Source organism: Ancylobacter sp. 3268, assembly GCF_031456575.1.
Taxonomy (GTDB): domain Bacteria; phylum Pseudomonadota; class Alphaproteobacteria; order Rhizobiales; family Xanthobacteraceae; genus Ancylobacter.
Window position 1 is genome coordinate 20,682 of record NZ_JAVDUX010000012.1, and the last position, 15,691, is coordinate 36,372.

The 15,691-nt window shown below is 68.4% G+C and carries 16 protein-coding genes and 1 pseudogene; 6 read left to right on the forward strand and 11 right to left on the reverse strand.

Annotation, left to right across the window (positions count from 1 at the left end; genetic code table 11):
• Positions 1 to 189: 189 nt before the first annotated feature.
• Both J2X65_RS17060 and J2X65_RS17065 read right to left on the reverse strand, forming a co-directional pair.
• Positions 190 to 966 carry an ABC transporter substrate-binding protein gene (locus J2X65_RS17060; protein WP_310203193.1) on the reverse strand — a complete coding sequence of 259 codons (777 nt, stop codon included), beginning with the start codon at positions 964 to 966 and terminating at the stop codon, positions 190 to 192.
• A gap of 304 nt (positions 967 to 1,270) precedes the next feature.
• Positions 1,271 to 1,636, reverse strand: coding sequence for a Hint domain-containing protein (locus J2X65_RS17065; RefSeq protein WP_310203195.1), 366 nt, complete (start codon positions 1,634 to 1,636; stop codon positions 1,271 to 1,273).
• Positions 1,637 to 1,858: 222 nt separating this feature from the next.
• Between J2X65_RS17065 and J2X65_RS17070 the strand changes: the two genes are divergently transcribed.
• Positions 1,859 to 3,070, forward strand: a complete 1,212-nt coding sequence (locus tag J2X65_RS17070) for an Mrp/NBP35 family ATP-binding protein (protein ID WP_310203197.1) — start codon at positions 1,859 to 1,861, stop codon at positions 3,068 to 3,070.
• 141 nt (positions 3,071 to 3,211) lie between these two features.
• Here the strand turns inward: J2X65_RS17070 and J2X65_RS17075 are convergent.
• Positions 3,212 to 4,044, reverse strand: a pseudogene (locus tag J2X65_RS17075) (oxaloacetate decarboxylase).
• Between the two features lie 249 nt (positions 4,045 to 4,293).
• On the opposite strand from J2X65_RS17075, the gene J2X65_RS17080 reads away from it, so the two are divergent.
• The gene (locus tag J2X65_RS17080) at positions 4,294 to 5,385 is read left to right on the forward strand and encodes a TRAP transporter substrate-binding protein (protein WP_310203199.1); all 1,092 of its coding nucleotides are present in this window, start codon (positions 4,294 to 4,296) and stop codon (positions 5,383 to 5,385) included.
• Positions 5,386 to 5,568: 183 nt separating this feature from the next.
• Here the strand turns inward: J2X65_RS17080 and J2X65_RS17085 are convergent, their stop codons facing one another.
• The gene (locus J2X65_RS17085; protein ID WP_310203200.1) at positions 5,569 to 5,781 is read right to left on the reverse strand and encodes a hypothetical protein; all 213 of its coding nucleotides are present in this window, start codon (positions 5,779 to 5,781) and stop codon (positions 5,569 to 5,571) included.
• Between the two features lie 279 nt (positions 5,782 to 6,060).
• Here J2X65_RS17085 and J2X65_RS17090 point away from each other — a divergent pair, with 279 nt between their 5' ends.
• Both J2X65_RS17090 and J2X65_RS17095 read left to right on the forward strand, forming a co-directional pair.
• On the forward strand, positions 6,061 to 7,167 hold the full coding sequence (locus J2X65_RS17090) for a TRAP transporter substrate-binding protein (RefSeq protein WP_310203202.1): 1,107 nt from the start codon (positions 6,061 to 6,063) through the stop codon (positions 7,165 to 7,167).
• Positions 7,168 to 7,230: 63 nt separating this feature from the next.
• Positions 7,231 to 8,331, forward strand: a complete 1,101-nt coding sequence (locus J2X65_RS17095; protein ID WP_310203204.1) for a TRAP transporter substrate-binding protein — start codon at positions 7,231 to 7,233, stop codon at positions 8,329 to 8,331.
• 30 nt (positions 8,332 to 8,361) lie between these two features.
• Here J2X65_RS17095 and J2X65_RS17100 read toward each other — a convergent pair whose 3' ends face one another.
• The 3 genes from J2X65_RS17100 to moaA form a co-directional block, all read right to left on the reverse strand.
• A complete protein-coding gene (locus tag J2X65_RS17100; RefSeq protein ID WP_310203206.1) occupies positions 8,362 to 9,285 on the reverse strand; it encodes a DMT family transporter in 924 nt (307 codons plus the stop codon).
• Positions 9,286 to 9,364: 79 nt separating this feature from the next.
• Positions 9,365 to 10,597 (reverse strand): MFS transporter, encoded by a 1,233-nt coding sequence (locus J2X65_RS17105; RefSeq protein ID WP_310203208.1) that lies wholly within the window; start codon positions 10,595 to 10,597, stop codon positions 9,365 to 9,367.
• Positions 10,598 to 10,747: 150 nt separating this feature from the next.
• Positions 10,748 to 11,806 (reverse strand): GTP 3',8-cyclase MoaA, encoded by a 1,059-nt coding sequence (gene moaA, locus J2X65_RS17110; protein WP_310203646.1) that lies wholly within the window; start codon positions 11,804 to 11,806, stop codon positions 10,748 to 10,750.
• A 220-nt stretch (positions 11,807 to 12,026) separates the two neighbouring features.
• Between moaA and J2X65_RS17115 the strand changes: the two genes are divergently transcribed.
• The gene (locus J2X65_RS17115) at positions 12,027 to 12,431 is read left to right on the forward strand and encodes a DUF971 domain-containing protein (RefSeq protein WP_310203210.1); all 405 of its coding nucleotides are present in this window, start codon (positions 12,027 to 12,029) and stop codon (positions 12,429 to 12,431) included.
• An 11-nt stretch (positions 12,432 to 12,442) separates the two neighbouring features.
• Positions 12,443 to 12,820, forward strand: coding sequence for a DUF4180 domain-containing protein (locus J2X65_RS17120; RefSeq protein WP_310203212.1), 378 nt, complete (start codon positions 12,443 to 12,445; stop codon positions 12,818 to 12,820).
• A gap of 63 nt (positions 12,821 to 12,883) precedes the next feature.
• On the opposite strand, the gene J2X65_RS17125 is transcribed toward J2X65_RS17120, so the two are convergent.
• From J2X65_RS17125 to J2X65_RS17140, 4 genes are all read right to left on the reverse strand, one after another.
• Positions 12,884 to 13,492 (reverse strand): L,D-transpeptidase, encoded by a 609-nt coding sequence (locus tag J2X65_RS17125; RefSeq protein ID WP_310203214.1) that lies wholly within the window; start codon positions 13,490 to 13,492, stop codon positions 12,884 to 12,886.
• Between the two features lie 193 nt (positions 13,493 to 13,685).
• Positions 13,686 to 14,297, reverse strand: coding sequence for a DUF2059 domain-containing protein (locus tag J2X65_RS17130; protein WP_310203216.1), 612 nt, complete (start codon positions 14,295 to 14,297; stop codon positions 13,686 to 13,688).
• 17 nt (positions 14,298 to 14,314) lie between these two features.
• A complete protein-coding gene (gene rpiA / locus J2X65_RS17135; RefSeq protein ID WP_310203649.1) occupies positions 14,315 to 15,004 on the reverse strand; it encodes a ribose-5-phosphate isomerase RpiA in 690 nt (229 codons plus the stop codon).
• Positions 15,005 to 15,094: 90 nt separating this feature from the next.
• Entirely contained in the window at positions 15,095 to 15,607 is a 513-nt protein-coding gene (locus J2X65_RS17140; RefSeq protein ID WP_310203218.1) for a hypothetical protein, read from the reverse strand.
• Positions 15,608 to 15,691: the final 84 nt, after the last annotated feature.

Sequence of the window (15,691 nt, forward strand, 5' to 3'; positions counted from 1 at the left end):
GCCCGGCTGCCGCCGGCCAGGCGAGGGCACCTGTCCCGGAAGCGCCGGAATCGGCAGGAGGGAGCATGGTATGGCTGCGCAGGTGGTTGAACCTTGGCCAGCATGTCCGGACGGGCGGCAAGTGACGGGCGCCGATGCCGGGAGCCTCGGCCCGGAACGACGCCCGCCGGTGGTCGGTAGACGCTGCGGTCAGTAGACGCTGAAGGGGAAATATTTGGCGTTGATGGTCTTGTAGGTGCCGTCGGCGAGGATCTCGTCGATCGCCTTGTTGAACATCGCGACCAGATCCGCGTCGTCCTTGCGGATGCCGACGCCGACGCCCTCGCCGAAATATTTCGGGTCGGTGTATTCGGCGCCGGTGAACTTGCAGCAGGCGCCATCCTTGGAATCCAGCCATTCCAGCAGCACCACCTTGTCGGCGAGGATGGCATCGAGGCGGCCATTGGCGAGATCGAGATTGGCCTCGTCCTGCTTGCCGTACAGCTTCACCTCGGCGCCGGCCTTGGCGTAGACGTCCTCGAGATAGTTGGAGTGGATGGTCGATCCCTGGGCGCCGAGCACCTTGCCCTTGAGCGCGGCCGGCGAGGTGTCGGTGATCTTCGAATCCTTCTGTACCGCGAAGGTGGCGGGGGTCTTGTAGTACTTCTTCGAGAAGTCGATCTGCTTCTTGCGCTCGTCGGTGATCGACATCGACGCGGCGATGGCGTCGTACTTGCCGGCAAGCAGCGCCGGGATGATACCGTCCCAATCCTGGGCGACGAAAGTGCATTCCACCTTCATTTTCGCGCACAGCGCCTTGGCGATGTCGATATCGAAGCCCTTGAGCTCGTTGTTCTCGACATAGTTGAAGGGCGGATAGGCGCCTTCGGTGCCGATGCGGACGGTTTTCCATTCCTTGGCGGAGGCGCCGCCGACGGCAGCCACGACCATGATGGCGGCCGCCGCGAAACGGGTGACGAGGGTCATGCTGTTCCCCTTTGGAAGATTGCCCTGGCCGGTATTTTTTTGTTCCGGCCGCGCCGATGCTGGCATTTTTCCAGGGGCTTGCGCAACGGGGACTGATGCATTGTTGGTCAATGTTCGTCATTGACCGTGAATCGTGCATTGCGGAACGAAGCGCCCCGCGAGATGGAGCACGGACCTGTGCCGTCTCGCGGGGCGGGGCTGGCGCTCAGGCGACGCGGGCGGCGGCGATGCCCAGCGTCGCGGCGCGGCGCTCCAGCCGGGCGCGCAGCGCCGGCGGGAGCTGGCGGGAGCTGGCGGGTGGATTTCACCCGCGGCAGGTCGGGCTCGGGGATCGCCGCAAGCTCGGTGCCGTACAGCGCCTCGAACTCGGCATGATTGTCGAAGCGGCGGCGGGTGACGTTGTCGACGAAGGTTTCCGCCGGCACCCCCCGACGAGGATCAGCGCATGGTCCTCCAGCTCGATGTGGAGCCAGGTGAAGCGTTCCGATTGCGGGGCGCGGCGGGTAATCGTCGTGCCGTTCACCAGCGCGCCGGCCTGCACCAGCGGGTCGTCGAGGATGAGGCGTGGTCGGGCGAGAGGTAGAGGTCGCGCGGGCAGGCTTTCGCCGAGCGCGTCGGCGGCGATGCGGATCGGATACGCCTTCATCGGGTCGGCGAAGACGGCGACCACGCTCTTATTCGCGATAGGCCCCGGCGATGATGGAGGCGCCGGCCTTCGCGAGGCGCGGCTCGGACGGTGTCGATCCGAGACAGGCAGCGGCATGAAGTCCCGCCAGCTCCGCCCACGGCCATAAGCGCTCGTGATCGCCCCATGCCGGCGGACGGGTTGACGCTGGCGGCGCGCTGGTGTCTCACGGTCTGAACTGTTTCCAAGAAGGCCGGGAGTATCGACATGGCGGTGAGCGCGGACGAGGTGAAGGCACGGCTGGCGCAGGTTTCCGCGCCGGACGGGCGCCCTGTCACCGAGGCGGGGGTGCTCTCGGATGTGCTGGTCTCCGACGGCAAGGTGTATCTCTCGATCACCGTCGACGCCCGCGAGGCGCAGGCCTGGGAGCCGGTGCGCGCCGCAGTGGAGCGCACCGTGCGGGCGACGCCCGGCGTGACGTCGGCTCTGGTGGCGCTGACCGCCGAGCGCAAGGCCGGCGCGGCTCCCGCGCCGACCGGCGGGTCGTCGACGACGCCGGTGCGCGTCTCGGGGCAGGGCGGGCATTCGCATGCCGGCCATTCCCATGCTGGTCATTCCCATGCCGGGCACACGCATGCGCCGCAGCCGCCGGCCGACCCGCAGAAGGAATCGCGCGGCCTGCCGGGCGTCGGCGCCATCATCGCGGTGGCGTCCGGCAAGGGCGGCGTCGGCAAATCGACGCTTGCCGCCAATCTGGCGCTGGGGCTCTCCTCGCTCGGCCTCAAGGTCGGCCTGCTGGATGCCGACATCTACGGCCCCTCGGTGCCGCGCCTGATGGGGCTGAAGGGCAAGCCGGATGTCGAGGGCCGCATGCTGCAGCCGATGTCGTCCTGGGGCCTGAAGGTGATGTCGATCGGCTTCCTGGTCGAAGAGGAGACGCCGATGATCTGGCGCGGGCCGATGGTGATGTCCGCCATCAGCCAGATGCTGAAGGAAGTGAACTGGGCGCCGCTCGACATTCTCGTCGTCGACATGCCGCCCGGCACCGGCGACGCGCAGCTGACCATGGCGCAGCAGGTGCCGCTGGCCGGCGCGGTGATCGTCTCCACCCCGCAGGACCTCGCGCTGATCGACGCGCGGCGCGGCATCGCCATGTTCCAGAAGGTGAACGTGCCGGTGCTCGGCGTGGTCGAGAACATGAGCTACTTCCTGTGCCCGCATTGCGGCACCCGCTCGGATGTTTTCGGCCATGGCGGGGCGCGGCACGAGGCGCAGCGGCTCGGCGTGCCGTTCCTCGGCGAAGTGCCGCTGCAGATGGCGATCCGCGAGACCTCCGATGCCGGCCGTCCGATCGTCGCCACCCAGCCGGAAAGCCCGGAGGCGCAGATCTATCGCGACATCGCCGCGGCGGTGCGGACCACGCTGGCGGGCGGTCGCGCCACCGCCCGACCGGCGCCGCGCATCGTGGTGGAGAGCTGAGGCGCGGGCGCGCCGTCGCAGCTCACGATCCGCGCGGCTCGTGAGGGGCGCGCGGCTCCTCAGGGGCGCGGCGGGCGCGCGTTGCGGCTTGCCCGGAGGCGGCCCGGGTCGGCGAGCCGCACGATCCGTCGCCGGCTGCGGTCACGGCGGGCCCAGTCGGTCCGCGGCTGCGAAAAGCCCCTCCAGCTCGGCGAAGCCCATTGCCCCGGCGGTGATGTCGAACCGTCCGGTCTCCCGCATCTCCCGCGCGGCGCGGGCGAGGCTGCCATAGGCGAGCCGGGCGAGCGAGGAGCCGATGCTGATGCGCCGCACGCCGGCTTCCGCCAGCTCGGCCACGGTGAACCGCGCGGCGCCGATGCCGATGACGACATTCACCTGCTTCGACACCGCCGCGCACACCGCGCGCACCGCCGCCAGATCCGGCAGGCCGGGGGCGTAGAGCACGTCGGCGCCGGCGGCCTCGAAGGCCCGCAGGCGGGCGATGGTGTCGTCGAGATCCGGCCGTTCCCACAGGAAGTTCTCGGCGCGGGCGGTGAGCACGAAGCCGGTGCCGAGCGCGTCGCGGGCCTCGACGGCGGCGGCGATGCGCTCGGTGGCGAGGACGATGTCGTAGATCGGCGTCGCCGGCCGGTTGGTGTGGTCCTCGATCGAGCCGCCGGCGAGGCCGGTGGCGGCGGCGAGGCGGATGGTTTCGGCCACCGTCTCGGGGGCATCGCCGAAGCCGTTCTCCAGATCCGCCGAGACCGGCAGCGGCGTCGCGCCGACGATCAGGGCGCAATGGGCGAGCACGTCGTCGCGGCTGGTCCGCCCGTCCGCCACGCCGCGCGAAAACGCCATGCCGGCGCTGGTGGTGGCCAGTGCCGGAAAGCCAGCGCGGCGAGGATGCGGGCGCTGCCGACATCCCATGGATTGGGCAGGATGAAAGCGCCGGGGCCATGGTGGAGGGCGCGGAAGGCGGCGGCGAGGCTGGGCATGGCGGCGTCCTGGGGAAATGGGTGATCCGAGGTGGGGCGAGTAGGAACATATCAGGAACAAAGGCCGTTTGCCATGCGGTCCGGTGCCGATCGGCCGCCAACGGCAAAACCTTCGACAAAAGGTGAAAGCGCGATGCCGTTGCGCTGGGGCAAGCCGTGGCGTACCAGTAGTGAAAACAAGCAATTCGAGTGCGGAGCCGCGCAAATGCGCCTACCGCGCCGTGAGGAAGCCCCAGTAGGAGACACTGCATGAAGCGCCGTCAGTTTTTGGCCGCCGCCGGTTCCGGCGTCGCGGCAACAGCCGCCCTTGCCGCCCCCGCCATCGCCCAGTCGGCGCCGGAAATCAAATGGCGCCTGGCGTCCAGCTTCCCGAAGTCGCTCGACACCATCTATGGCGGCGCGGAAGTGATGTCGAAGATGGTCTCCGAGCTGACCGACGGCAAGTTCCAGATCCAGGTGTTCGCCGCCGGCGAGCTGGTGCCCGGCCTGCAGGTGCTCGACGCGGTGCAGAACAACACCGTCGAGATGTGCCACACCGTGTCGTATTATTTCGTCGGCAAGGATCCGACCTTCGCGGTGGCGGCCTCGGTGCCGTTCGGCCTCAACGCCCGCATGCAGAACGCCTGGCTGTTCCAGAATGGCGGCAACGAGCTCTTCAACGAGTTCTACAAGAAGTACAACGTCTACGGCCTGCCCTGCGGCAACACCGGCGCCCAGATGGGCGGCTGGTTCGCCAAGGAGATCAAGACCGTCGCCGACATGAACGGCCTGAAGATGCGCATCGGCGGCATCGCCGGGCAGGTGATGGCCAAGCTCGGCGTGGTGCCGCAGCAGATCGCCGGCGGCGACATCTATCCGGCGCTGGAAAAGGGCACCATCGACGGCGCCGAGTGGATCGGCCCCTATGACGACGAGAAGCTCGGCTTCTACAAGGTGGCGAAGTTCTATTACTATCCCGGCTGGTGGGAAGGCGGCCCGACCATCCACGCCTTCGCCAACCTCGCCAAGTTCAACGAGCTGCCGAAGAACTACCAGGCGGCGCTGATCGCCGGCTGCACCTATGCCAACACCATCATGAACGCGCGCTACGACGTGCAGAACCCGCCGGCCATCAAGCGGCTGGTGGCGAACGGCACCCAGCTGCGCCCCTATCCGATGGAGGTGATGGAAGCCTCGCTCAAGGCCACCAACCAATTGTGGGGCGAGATCTCCGCCAAGAACGCCGACTTCAAGAAGGCGATCGATGCCATGCAGGCGTTCCGCAACGAGGAATATCTGTGGTGGCAGGTGGCGGAATACACCTTCGACAGCTTCCAGATCCGCACCCGCCCGCGCGGCTGATCGGCCGCGCTGCCGCTGCCACGACATGTCCGGGCCGGTCCCGGATGTGTCGTTCAGCCCCCGATGCCGGCCCTGTCCCGCGCCGGTTCATCCCGCGAGCGAAATGCCCGGCATGGTCCGGGCATTTTCGTGTCGGAGCGCGACCTGCCGGGTCGTGCCGGGTCCCGCAAAGGCCGCCGGAGCTTACCGCCCGACGGTCGCCTCGCACTCCACGGTGAACTGGTTCCGGATCACCTCCGGCAGCGTGCCGGGTCCATAGGTCTTCTTCGCCCGCGCCATGCATTGCTGGAACGGGGTGCCGGTCGCCCGGTGCCCGCCATGCATCGCGGCGCGCAGGGCATGCGCGCCGAGGGCGAGCGCGAGGGTGGCGAGCAGCGTGGCGAGAAGGCGGGGCACGGCGTTCTCCTGTTCCGGGGACGTCGACGCCTTCATTCTATACGCCGCTTCATCGCCCCGAAATGCGGCCGCGATGCGTCCCGCGTCGGTGCGCCGCCAGTGTGGCCCGGCCGTTCCCCGCCGCGCGGTTGCCTGCGGCGGATGGCCGGATGGGGCGGTGCAATTCGTCGAAGCGTCACATCAGCGATTGCTCTCGGCGGATGGCTGTAGCAAAGACATCCCGCTCAATGTCCCGCGCCGGTCACGACGGGCAAGGCGGGATGAAGGAAAGGCCTCTCGATGAAACGCCGCGATCTGCTCACCGCTGCCGGCCTTGGCGCGCTGGCGCCTGCCGGCCTCGCCGCCACCACGCTCGCCACTCCCGCCATCGCCCAGACCGCCCCGACCGTGCGCTGGCGGCTGACCGCCAGCGTGCCGAAGGTGCTCGACGCCATCTTCGGCGCCAATGAGCTGGTGGCGAAATATGTCAGCGAGGCCACCGATGGCCGCTTCACCATCCTGCCCTTCGCCGCCGGTGAGATCGTGCCCGGCCTGCAGGCGTTGGACGCGGTGCAGAACGGCACCGTCGAGGTGGCGCAGACGCCGCTCTATTACTACACCGGCAAGGACCCCACCTTCGCCTGCTTCACCACCATGCCGTTCGGGCTCAATGCCCGCCAGCAGAACGCCTGGTTCTACCATGGCGGCGGGCGCGAGCTGCAGAACGAGTTCCTGGCGAAATACAACCTCGTCGGCTTCCTCGGCGGCAATACCGGCACCCAGATGGGCGGCTGGTTCCGCAAGGAAGTGAAGACGCTGGAGGACTTCAAGGGGCTGAAGTTCCGCATCGGCGGCATTGCCGGGCAGGTGGTGGCCAAGCTCGGCGTGGTGCCGCAGCAGATCGCTCCCTCCGACATCTATCCCTCGCTGGAGAAGGGTACCATCGACGCCTGCGAATGGGTCGGCCCCTATGACGACGAGAAGCTCGGCTTCGTGAAGGTGGCGCCCTACTACTACTATCCCGGCTGGTGGGATGGCGGGCCGACCATGAACGTCGTGGTCAACAAGGCCAAATGGGACGGGCTGCCCAAGGCTTACCAGGCGATCTTCGAGGCGGCGACCGCCTATGCCAATGCCGACATGCTGGCTAAGTACGACGCCTTCAACCCGGCGGCGCTGCGCCGGCTGGTGGCGCAAGGCGCGCAGCTGCGCCCGTTCCCGCCCGAGTTCCTCGACGCCTCCTACAAGGCGACCAACGAGCTCTATGCCGAAATCTCGGCGAAGAACCCCACCTTCAAGAAGGTGCTGGAGTCGCTGATCGCCTTCCGCAACGACGAGTATCTGTGGTGGCAGGTCGGCGAATATCCCTATGACAGCTACATGATCCGCGCCCGTTCGCGCGGCTGATCCGTGCCCGTCCCGCGCGCGCCATGCCCGCGGGACGGCCCCCGAACCCAAGGATTGACGACGATGACCCGCTCCCTCGAGCGCCGCGCCCTTCTCAAGGGTGCCGGCATCGCCACCGCTGCCGCCACGCTGGCCGCTCCCGCGCTCGCCCAGACCGCGCCGAGCGTGCGCTGGCGCCTGACCACCAGCTATTCCAAGGCACTGCCGACGCTGTTCGGCGCCAGCGAATTGCTGGCCAAATATGTGAAGGAGGCGACCGACGGCGCCTTCCAGATCGACGTCTTCGCCCCCGGCGAGATCGTGCCCGGCCTGCAGGCCTTCGACGCGGTGCAGAACGGCACCGTCGAGCTGGCCCAGACGGCGCTGTATTATTACATCGGCAAGGACCCGTCCTTCGCGCCGTTCACCACCCTGCCGTTCGGGCTGAACGCCCGCATGCAGACCGCCTGGATGTATCATGGCGGCGGGCAGGCGCTGCAGGACAAGTTCCTCGCCAAATATGGCGTGGTCGGCTTCGTCGGTGGCAATACCGGCGCGCAGATGGGCGGCTGGTTCCGCAAGGAGATCAAGTCGCTCGACGATATTCGCGGCCTGAAGATGCGGCTGCCGGGGCTTGCCGGGCAGGTGATGGCCAAGCTCGGCCTGGTGCCGCAGAACATCGCTTCCGGCGACATCTATCCGGCGCTGGAGAAGGGCACCATCGACGCCGCCGAGTTCGTCGGGCCTTTCGACGACGAGAAGCTCGGCTTCGTGCGGGTGGCGCCCTATTACTACTATCCCGGCTGGTGGGAAGGCGGCCCGACCATCCACTTCATCGCCAACGACAAGGCGTGGCAGAAGCTGCCGGCGAACTACCAGGCGGTGTTCAAGGCGGCGAGCGCCTATGCCAATGCCGACATGCTGGCGAAATACGACGCCGGCAATCCGGCAGCGCTGCGCCGGCTGGTGGCGCAGGGCGCGCAGCTGCGCGCCTTCCCCATCGAGGTGATGGACGCCGCCTACAAGATCAACACCGAGCTGATGGCGGAGATCTCCGCCAAGAACGAGGCGTTCAAGGAGATCTACGGCTCGATGCTCGCCTTCCGCAATGAAGGCTATCTGTGGTGGCAGGTCGGCGAATATCCCTATGACGGCTACATGATCCGCGCCCGCCAGCGCGGGTAAGCACGACCGTCCCGGAAGCGGCGTCCCCGGTCAGGCGGCGCCGCTTTTCACCTCGGCGGCACCGGCCCGGCGCGGCGGATCGAGGCGCGGGCGATCATTGTCGCGCACGGTGTAGATGCCGGCGGCGACGATCAGCGCCATGCCGGCCACCGAGACCAGGTCCGGCACCATGCCGAACAGGATGGCGCTGAGGAACACCGCGCAGACCACCGCCGTGTAGCGGAACGGTGCGATCACCGCCGGATCGGTGCCGCGGAAGGCGGCGATGGTCAGCCCGTTTCCGAGGATCAGCGTGCAGCTGCCGCCGAGGATCAGCAGCAGGGTATGAAGGTCGAGCGGCTTCCACTCCTCGAAGGCGGCGCCGGCGAGGCCGAGCGCCATGCCGCACAGCGCGGTGCCGAAGGTGATGACGAGGCTGGGCACGTGCCGGCCGATGCGGCCGGTGATGAAATCGCGCAGCGTCATCAGCAGCGCGGTGATCACCGGCAGGATGGCCACGGGATCGAAGCTCGACGCGCCCGGCTTGATGATCAGCCCGACACCGAGCATGCCGATCGCCAGCGCCAGCCAGCGTTGCCAGCCGAACGGCGAGCCGAGCAGCATCACCGCAGCCGCCACGGTGAGCAGCGGCGTGATCTGCACCACGGCGGCCGCATCGGCGATCGACATCACCGCGAGGGCGGTCATGAAGATGTAGGTGCCGGTGGCTTCCGACCAGGAGCGCAGCATGGTGCGGCCGTCCACCACGTGGCGCAGCTGGCGCAGCTCGCCGCGCCAGGCCATCAGCGTGATCAGCAGCAGCGCGGCGATGAGGCCGCGCACCGCCATCATCTGCGACGGCGGCAGGCCCTGGCCGGTCAGCACCAGCTTGGAGAACGCATCATTGCCGGCGAAGAAGGCGGAGCCGCCGATCATCAGCAGGATGCCGCGGCGGTTGGATTTCTGATCGTGCATGGGAGCGGGCGCGGGAGCGAGAGCGGCGGAAGGGGCGGCGAGAGGACAGCCTAGCGGGAACTTCGCAACAATCGGTTGCTCAGCGCTCCTCGCAGGCGACGGATTCGGGCATGGCACCGGCGCCATGGCCGGCGCCGGCCGGCGCGGCGCCCATATGCGACACCGGCTCGCCGCGCCGCTCGAGATCGCGGGAATAGACGCACAGGCCGAGCGCGCCGACCGCCAGCGCCGCCCCGACCCAGGGCAGCGACGCGTAATCGACGCCGAGGGTCAGCGCCGCGCCGCCGATCCAGGCACCGGCGGCATTGCCGAGGTTGAAGGCGCCCTGGTTCAGCGTCGAGGCGAGGTTGGGCGCGCCGATGGCGGCGTCCACCACCCGCACCTGGATCGGCGCCACCACGGCGAACACCAGGACGCCCCAGATGAACACGTTGACCACCGCCGGCAGCTCATGGGCGCTGGTGAACACCATCGCCACCAGCACCACGGCGAGGCCGACGAAGATGCCCATCAGCGAGGGCATCAGCTTCCAGTCGGCAAGCTTGCCGCCGAGGATGTTGCCGATGGTGATGCCCACCCCGAACAGCAGCAGCACGATGGTGACGGCGTGCGGGGTGAGGCCGGTCACCTCGCGCAGAAGCGGCGCGATATAGGTGAAGACGGTGAACAGGCTCGCCGAGGCCATGACGCTCATCGCCATGGCGAGCAGCACCTGCGGGCGCTTCAGCACCCGGAACTCGCGCAGGATGTTGCCGCTGGTGTGCGGAATGGCGGACGGTACCCAGAGGGTTATGGCGGCGACCGCCAGCAGGCCGATGATCACCACCGCCCAGAAGGTGGAGCGCCAGCCGGCGAACTGGCCGAGCGCGGTGCCGAGCGGCACGCCGAGCACATTGGCCAGCGTCAGCCCGGCGAACATCAGCGCGATGGCGCTGGCGCGCTGGTTCGGCGGCACCAGGCTGGCGGCGACCACGGCGCCGATGCCGAAGAAGGCGCCGTGGCAGAAGGCGGTGACCACGCGCGCCGCCATCAGCATCCAGTAATCCGGCGCGACGGCGCAGAGGAAATTGCCGATCACGAACATGCTGGCGAGGCCGATCAGCGTCGCCTTGCGCGGCAGCGAATTGGTGATGATGGCGACGATCGGCGCGCCGATGACGACGCCCAGCGCATAGCCGGTGACGAGGAGGCCGGCGGCGGGGATGGTGACGCCGAGATCGGCCGCCACCTCGGGCAGCAGCCCCATGATGACGAACTCGGTGGTGCCGATCCCGAAGGAGGCCATGGCCAAGGCCAACAGCGGCAGCTGCATGGGTGACTCGCGCGATGCAATGAGGTGATTCCCGGCTGCTTACTAGCAGGCCGGACCGTTCCCAAAAATGCACATGCTGTTGCAACGCAGCAAGGTGCGCTCACGCGCGGCTGCCATGCGGCATGCGCGAGACGGTCGATCGAGGCCGAATCAGCCGCCGGTCACGCTCATGTGACGGCGCAGTGCCGGCGGGCGGCCGGGACGATCAATGACGAAATCGTGCCCCTTGGGCTTGCGGAAGATGGCGTCGTCGAGCACCGCGTGCAGCGCCTCGTCGCTTTCGGACGCCCGCAGCGGCGCGCGCAGATCGGCGGCGTCTTCCTGGCCGAGGCACATATAGAGCGTGCCGGTACAAGTGACGCGCACCCGGTTGCAGCCCTCGCAGAAATTATGCGTCAGCGGCGTGATGAAGCCGAGACGGCCGCCGGTCTCGGCGATGGAGACATAGCGGGCCGGGCCGCCGGTGCGATAGGCGATGTCGGACAGCGTCCAGCGCTGTTCCAGCCGTGCCCGCACGGTGGAGAGCGGCAGATACTGGTCGAGCCGCTCGGCGCCGGTCTCGCCCAGCGGCATCACCTCGATCAGCGACACGTCCATGCCGCGGCCATGCGCCCATTCGATGAGGCCGGGAATCTCATCCTCATTGTCGCCGCGCAGGGCGACGGCGTTGAGCTTCACCTTGATGCCGGCTGCCTGCGCTGCGTCGATGCCGGCAAGTACCTTGCCGAGGTCGCCCCAGCGGGTCAGGGCGCGGAAGCGCTGCGGATCGAGCGTATCGAGCGAGACGTTGATGCGCTTGACGCCGCATGCGGCGAGCTCGGAAGCGAAGCGGGCGAGCTGCGAGCCATTGGTGGTGAGGGTGAGTTCCTCCAGCGCCCCGGAATCCAGATGGCGGGACAGGGAGCGGAACAGCGTCATCACGTCCCGGCGCACCAGAGGCTCGCCGCCGGTGAGGCGCAGCTTCTTCACCCCGCGCACCACGAAGGCGGAGCACAGGCGGTCGAGCTCCTCGAGCGTCAGAAGCTCCGGCTTGGGCAGGAACGTCATATGCTCGGCCATGCAATAGACGCAGCGGAAATCGCAGCGATCCGTGACCGAGACGCGCAGATAGGAAACCGCACGACCGAACGTATCGACCAGCGGCGCCCGCGCGGCTTCGCGCAAAGCAAGGTCGATGCGCTGTTCGCTCGTCTGGGCCAATTCGCTCATCTGGGCCAAGGCGTCTGCTCCCATGCTGCCGAGACCATCCGAGGAGAATGGCTCGCCACCCTATTTATGATCTGCATCCTGCCATGCCAAGACGCTCGCCTCTATCGCTTGATCGCTGATATCACTCGATTTTGCTGCATCGCACGGTTCCAGCGGCGCCGGCAGCCGGGGTTGGCGGCGCCGTTACCTTCGCTTATGTGAGAGTGACCGCGAAGAGGACATGCCCGTGACCGATGCCACCCCGCCAAACGTGCCCTGGCCCACCGAGCTGAGGGTCCACAAGGATCACGGCACCCTGACCGTCAGCTTCGAGGACGGGAGCAGCTTCGCGCTGCCGGCGGAATATCTGCGCGTCGAGAGCCCCTCGGCAGAGGTGCAGGGCCATTCCCCCGCCGACCGCAAGTTGGTCGACGGCAAGCGCGAGGTGCGCATCCAGGAGGTGCTCCCGGTCGGTCACTATGCCGTGCGCATCCTGTTCGACGACGGCCATTCGACCGGCATCTACAGCTGGGAGACGTTGCACACGCTGGGCCGCGAGCAGGCGGAGCGCTGGAAGAGCTATCTGCAGCAACTGGCGGCGAAGAACCTGTCGCGCGACGCGCCGGGTTCGCTGCGCCGGCACTGAGGCTGCCGACCATGCCGCCGGTGGCGCATGATTGCGTTCACGAGATCGCCGGGGTGCGGGTGCTGCTCTGCGCCCCGCAGGGGCCGCCGCTCGCCCGCGCGGCCGATGCCAACGCCTTCATCGCCGCCGCCTGGGAGCATGAGGCGCAGCTGGTGGCGATACCGCTCGCCCGCCTCGCCGCCGATTTCTTCGAGCTGCGCAACCGGGTGGCGGGCGAAGCGATCCAGAAGTTCGTCAATTACGGGCTGCGTCTCGCCTTTGTCGGCGACATCGCCGGGCCAGCCGCCGCCAGCCGGGCGCTGAACGATTTCGTGCGCGAGGCCAATGCCGGCCGCAGTCTGTGGTTCGTCGCCGACCTCGACGCGCTTCGGCAGCGGCTCGCGAGCTGAGAGCCTTTCGCAAGAGCAGGGCCTTCGGGGCCCTGCTCTTGCCGGCAGCGGCTGCCGCAGCGATCAGTTCTGCACCACCACCCGCGTGCCGACGCTGACCCGCTCATAAAGATCGGTCACGTCGTCATTGGTCATGCGGAAGCAGCCCGACGACACCGCCTGGCCGATGGTCTCCGGCTCGTTGGAGCCGTGGATGCGATACAGGCTGGAGCCGAGATACATGGCGCGGGCGCCCAGAGGGTTGTCGATGCCGCCCGGCATGTAGCTCGGCAGCCCGGGAACGCGCTTGCGCATCTGCGGCGGCGGCGTCCATCCCGGCCATTCCGCCTTGCGAGTAATGGTCTTGTTGCCCGACCAGCGGAAGCCGTCCCGGCCGACGCCGATGCCGTATTTCAGCGCCGTGCCGTTCGGCTGCACCAGGTAGAGCCGGCGCTCGGCGGTATTGATGACGATGGTGCCGGAGGAATAGGGGCCGTTATAGGCGACGGTCTGGCGGGGGATCGACGAGGCGCCGCGATAGCCGCTCTTGGGGCCGACGCCGAAATCGAAAGGTCGCGGGAACGCACGCAGGAACGGATTGTCCAAGGCCATGGCCGGCGCCGCCGCCAGCAGGGCCGAGCCGGCCAGTATCGCCGCGACGGCAAGTTTCTTAAGTCCCATCGTCTGCCCCATGCATTGCTCCACCCAAAGGGTGCCGAGCGTCCGTCGCCCCGGCTTCACCGCGTGCGCGACGCGCATTGCCGGAACATCGACAAGATTATGCCGGGCAAATCGCAAACACGAGGTTGACGTTCACGTGACGCGGCGGCGGCCGGGCGGGATGCATTGCCGGCTTTGCTGCCGGCCGGCGCCCGCCCGGCGGGGCTCAGATGGTGAAGCCGCGCTTCTTCATCTCGGCGCGGACACGGCCCTCGACCTCCTGCGCGAATTTGGCGCTCCAGGCCTGAATGCCCTTCAGCCCCTCGTCCAGCAGTTCCTGGCGCTGCTCCACCAGCTTGCGGCCGGTGGGCGAGCGGTAGAAGGCCAGCAGCTCGCCGAGCTCGGCCTCGCTGAACTGCGCCGCATAGGTGCGGGCGAGGATGGCGGTGATCTCGCTCTTGCGGGCCTCGAATTCCGGCACCAGCGACTTCGCCACGTCGCGCAGGTCGCGGATCAGGTCGGGATTGGCCTGCACGAAGCTGCCGGCCGCCTGCTCGATGATGGTCGGGATGATGGAATCGAAGCTCGACGCCTCGCCATTGGCGACCAGCAGCTCGTTGGCGAGCTTCATCCGCTCGGGGCTCGGCTGCGCCGCCGCGGCCGCAGGGGCGGCGGTCTGGGCCTGCGCCGGAGCGACGGCCATCACGCCGAGCGCCGGGACGCCGAGCGCCAGCGTCGCGGCGGCGATCAGCGCACGCGGCGCGGCGAACGCGCCGGTCCGCCCTGCATGGCCTGTCTTGCTGCCGGCCGCCTCACGTCCGGAAAACGGAACGTTCATTCGAAACTCCCTGACGTTCATGCTTCGGCGCGGCTGATCGTGGTCGCGCCGGCGGGCCCCGCGAGGATGACGCGGCTCGCCAGATTTATGAAGAGGCCGTGCTCGACGACGCCCGGCACATTCGACAGCAGCGCCGCCAGCGCCGCTGGATCCGGGATCGCGCCGAAGGCGGCGTCGAGGATGAGATTGCCTTGATCGGTGACGAAAACATGACCGTCGGCCTTGCGGCGCAGGGTCAGCACCCCATGGCAGCCGGCCGCCTTGGCCGCGGCGGCGATGCCGCGGCGGATGGCGGCGAGGCCGAAATCCACCACCTCGATCGGCAGCGGGAAGGCGCCGAGCGTCTCCACCTTCTTGGAGGCGTCGGCGATGACGATCATCTCCCGCGAGGCGCTGGCAACGATCTTCTCGCGCAGCAGTGCGCCGCCGCCGCCCTTGACGAGCGCGAGGCCGGGGCCGATCTCGTCGGCGCCGTCGACGGTGATGTCGAGCGCGGGATACTCGTCCAGCGTGCCGAGCGGCACGCCCAGCTTCTCGGCGAGGGCACGGGTCTGCTCGGAGGTCGGCACGCCGACCACCTCGAGGCCCTCGGCCACCCGCTCGGCGAGCAGCTCGACGAAATGCTTGGCGGTCGAGCCGGTGCCGAGCCCGAGCTTCATGCCGCCGCGCACAGATTCCAGCGCCAGCGCGGCAGCCTGACGCTTCATGGTTTCGACATCGGACACGAGGACGCTCCCGGAAGACTGGAGACGCTGCCTACCCCCGAAACGCAGCGCGGACAAGCCCGCGCCGGGCGTTTAGCGCGCCGGGGCGGTGCACACCACCGAGGCTTCCACCCCGCCGCCTTCCTTCGGCATGTCGCGCACATAGCAGATGCTCATGGCGCCGGTCTTCACATTGACGCGGAACACGCCGGTTTCGCCGGAATAACGGGTGGCGATGATGTCATAGGTGCCGGGCTCGCCGGGGCCGGCGCTGGCATCGCGGGGGAAGCACCGGGTGACGCCGACGACGCTGCCCTCCGGCCGCTCGAACTGGCAGGCGGACACCTCGCCGGTACGGGCATTGATCGAATAAAGCCGGTTGGCCTGCACCGAGGGCGGGGAGCCGAACACATAGCCATCGCCGCCGCCCGAGGGCTGGCCGGGCGCCGGGGTCGAGGAGGTGCCGGCAGGCGGGGAGGCGGAGGTCTGAGCCAGGGCGAGCCCGCCTGTCAGCGCCGCCAGCGGCAGGCCGAGCACGGCCGCGAGCGCGATATGCCGCACGTCTTTGGCCCACAGCGGCAGGACGGAAAAGCGCAAGCACGTCATATGTGTTCTCCCGAATGCATCGCCTCATTAGCACTCCGCCATGCGGCGTGCACCGGGTGCAAGCTGGACAGGGAAAGCGGCGGG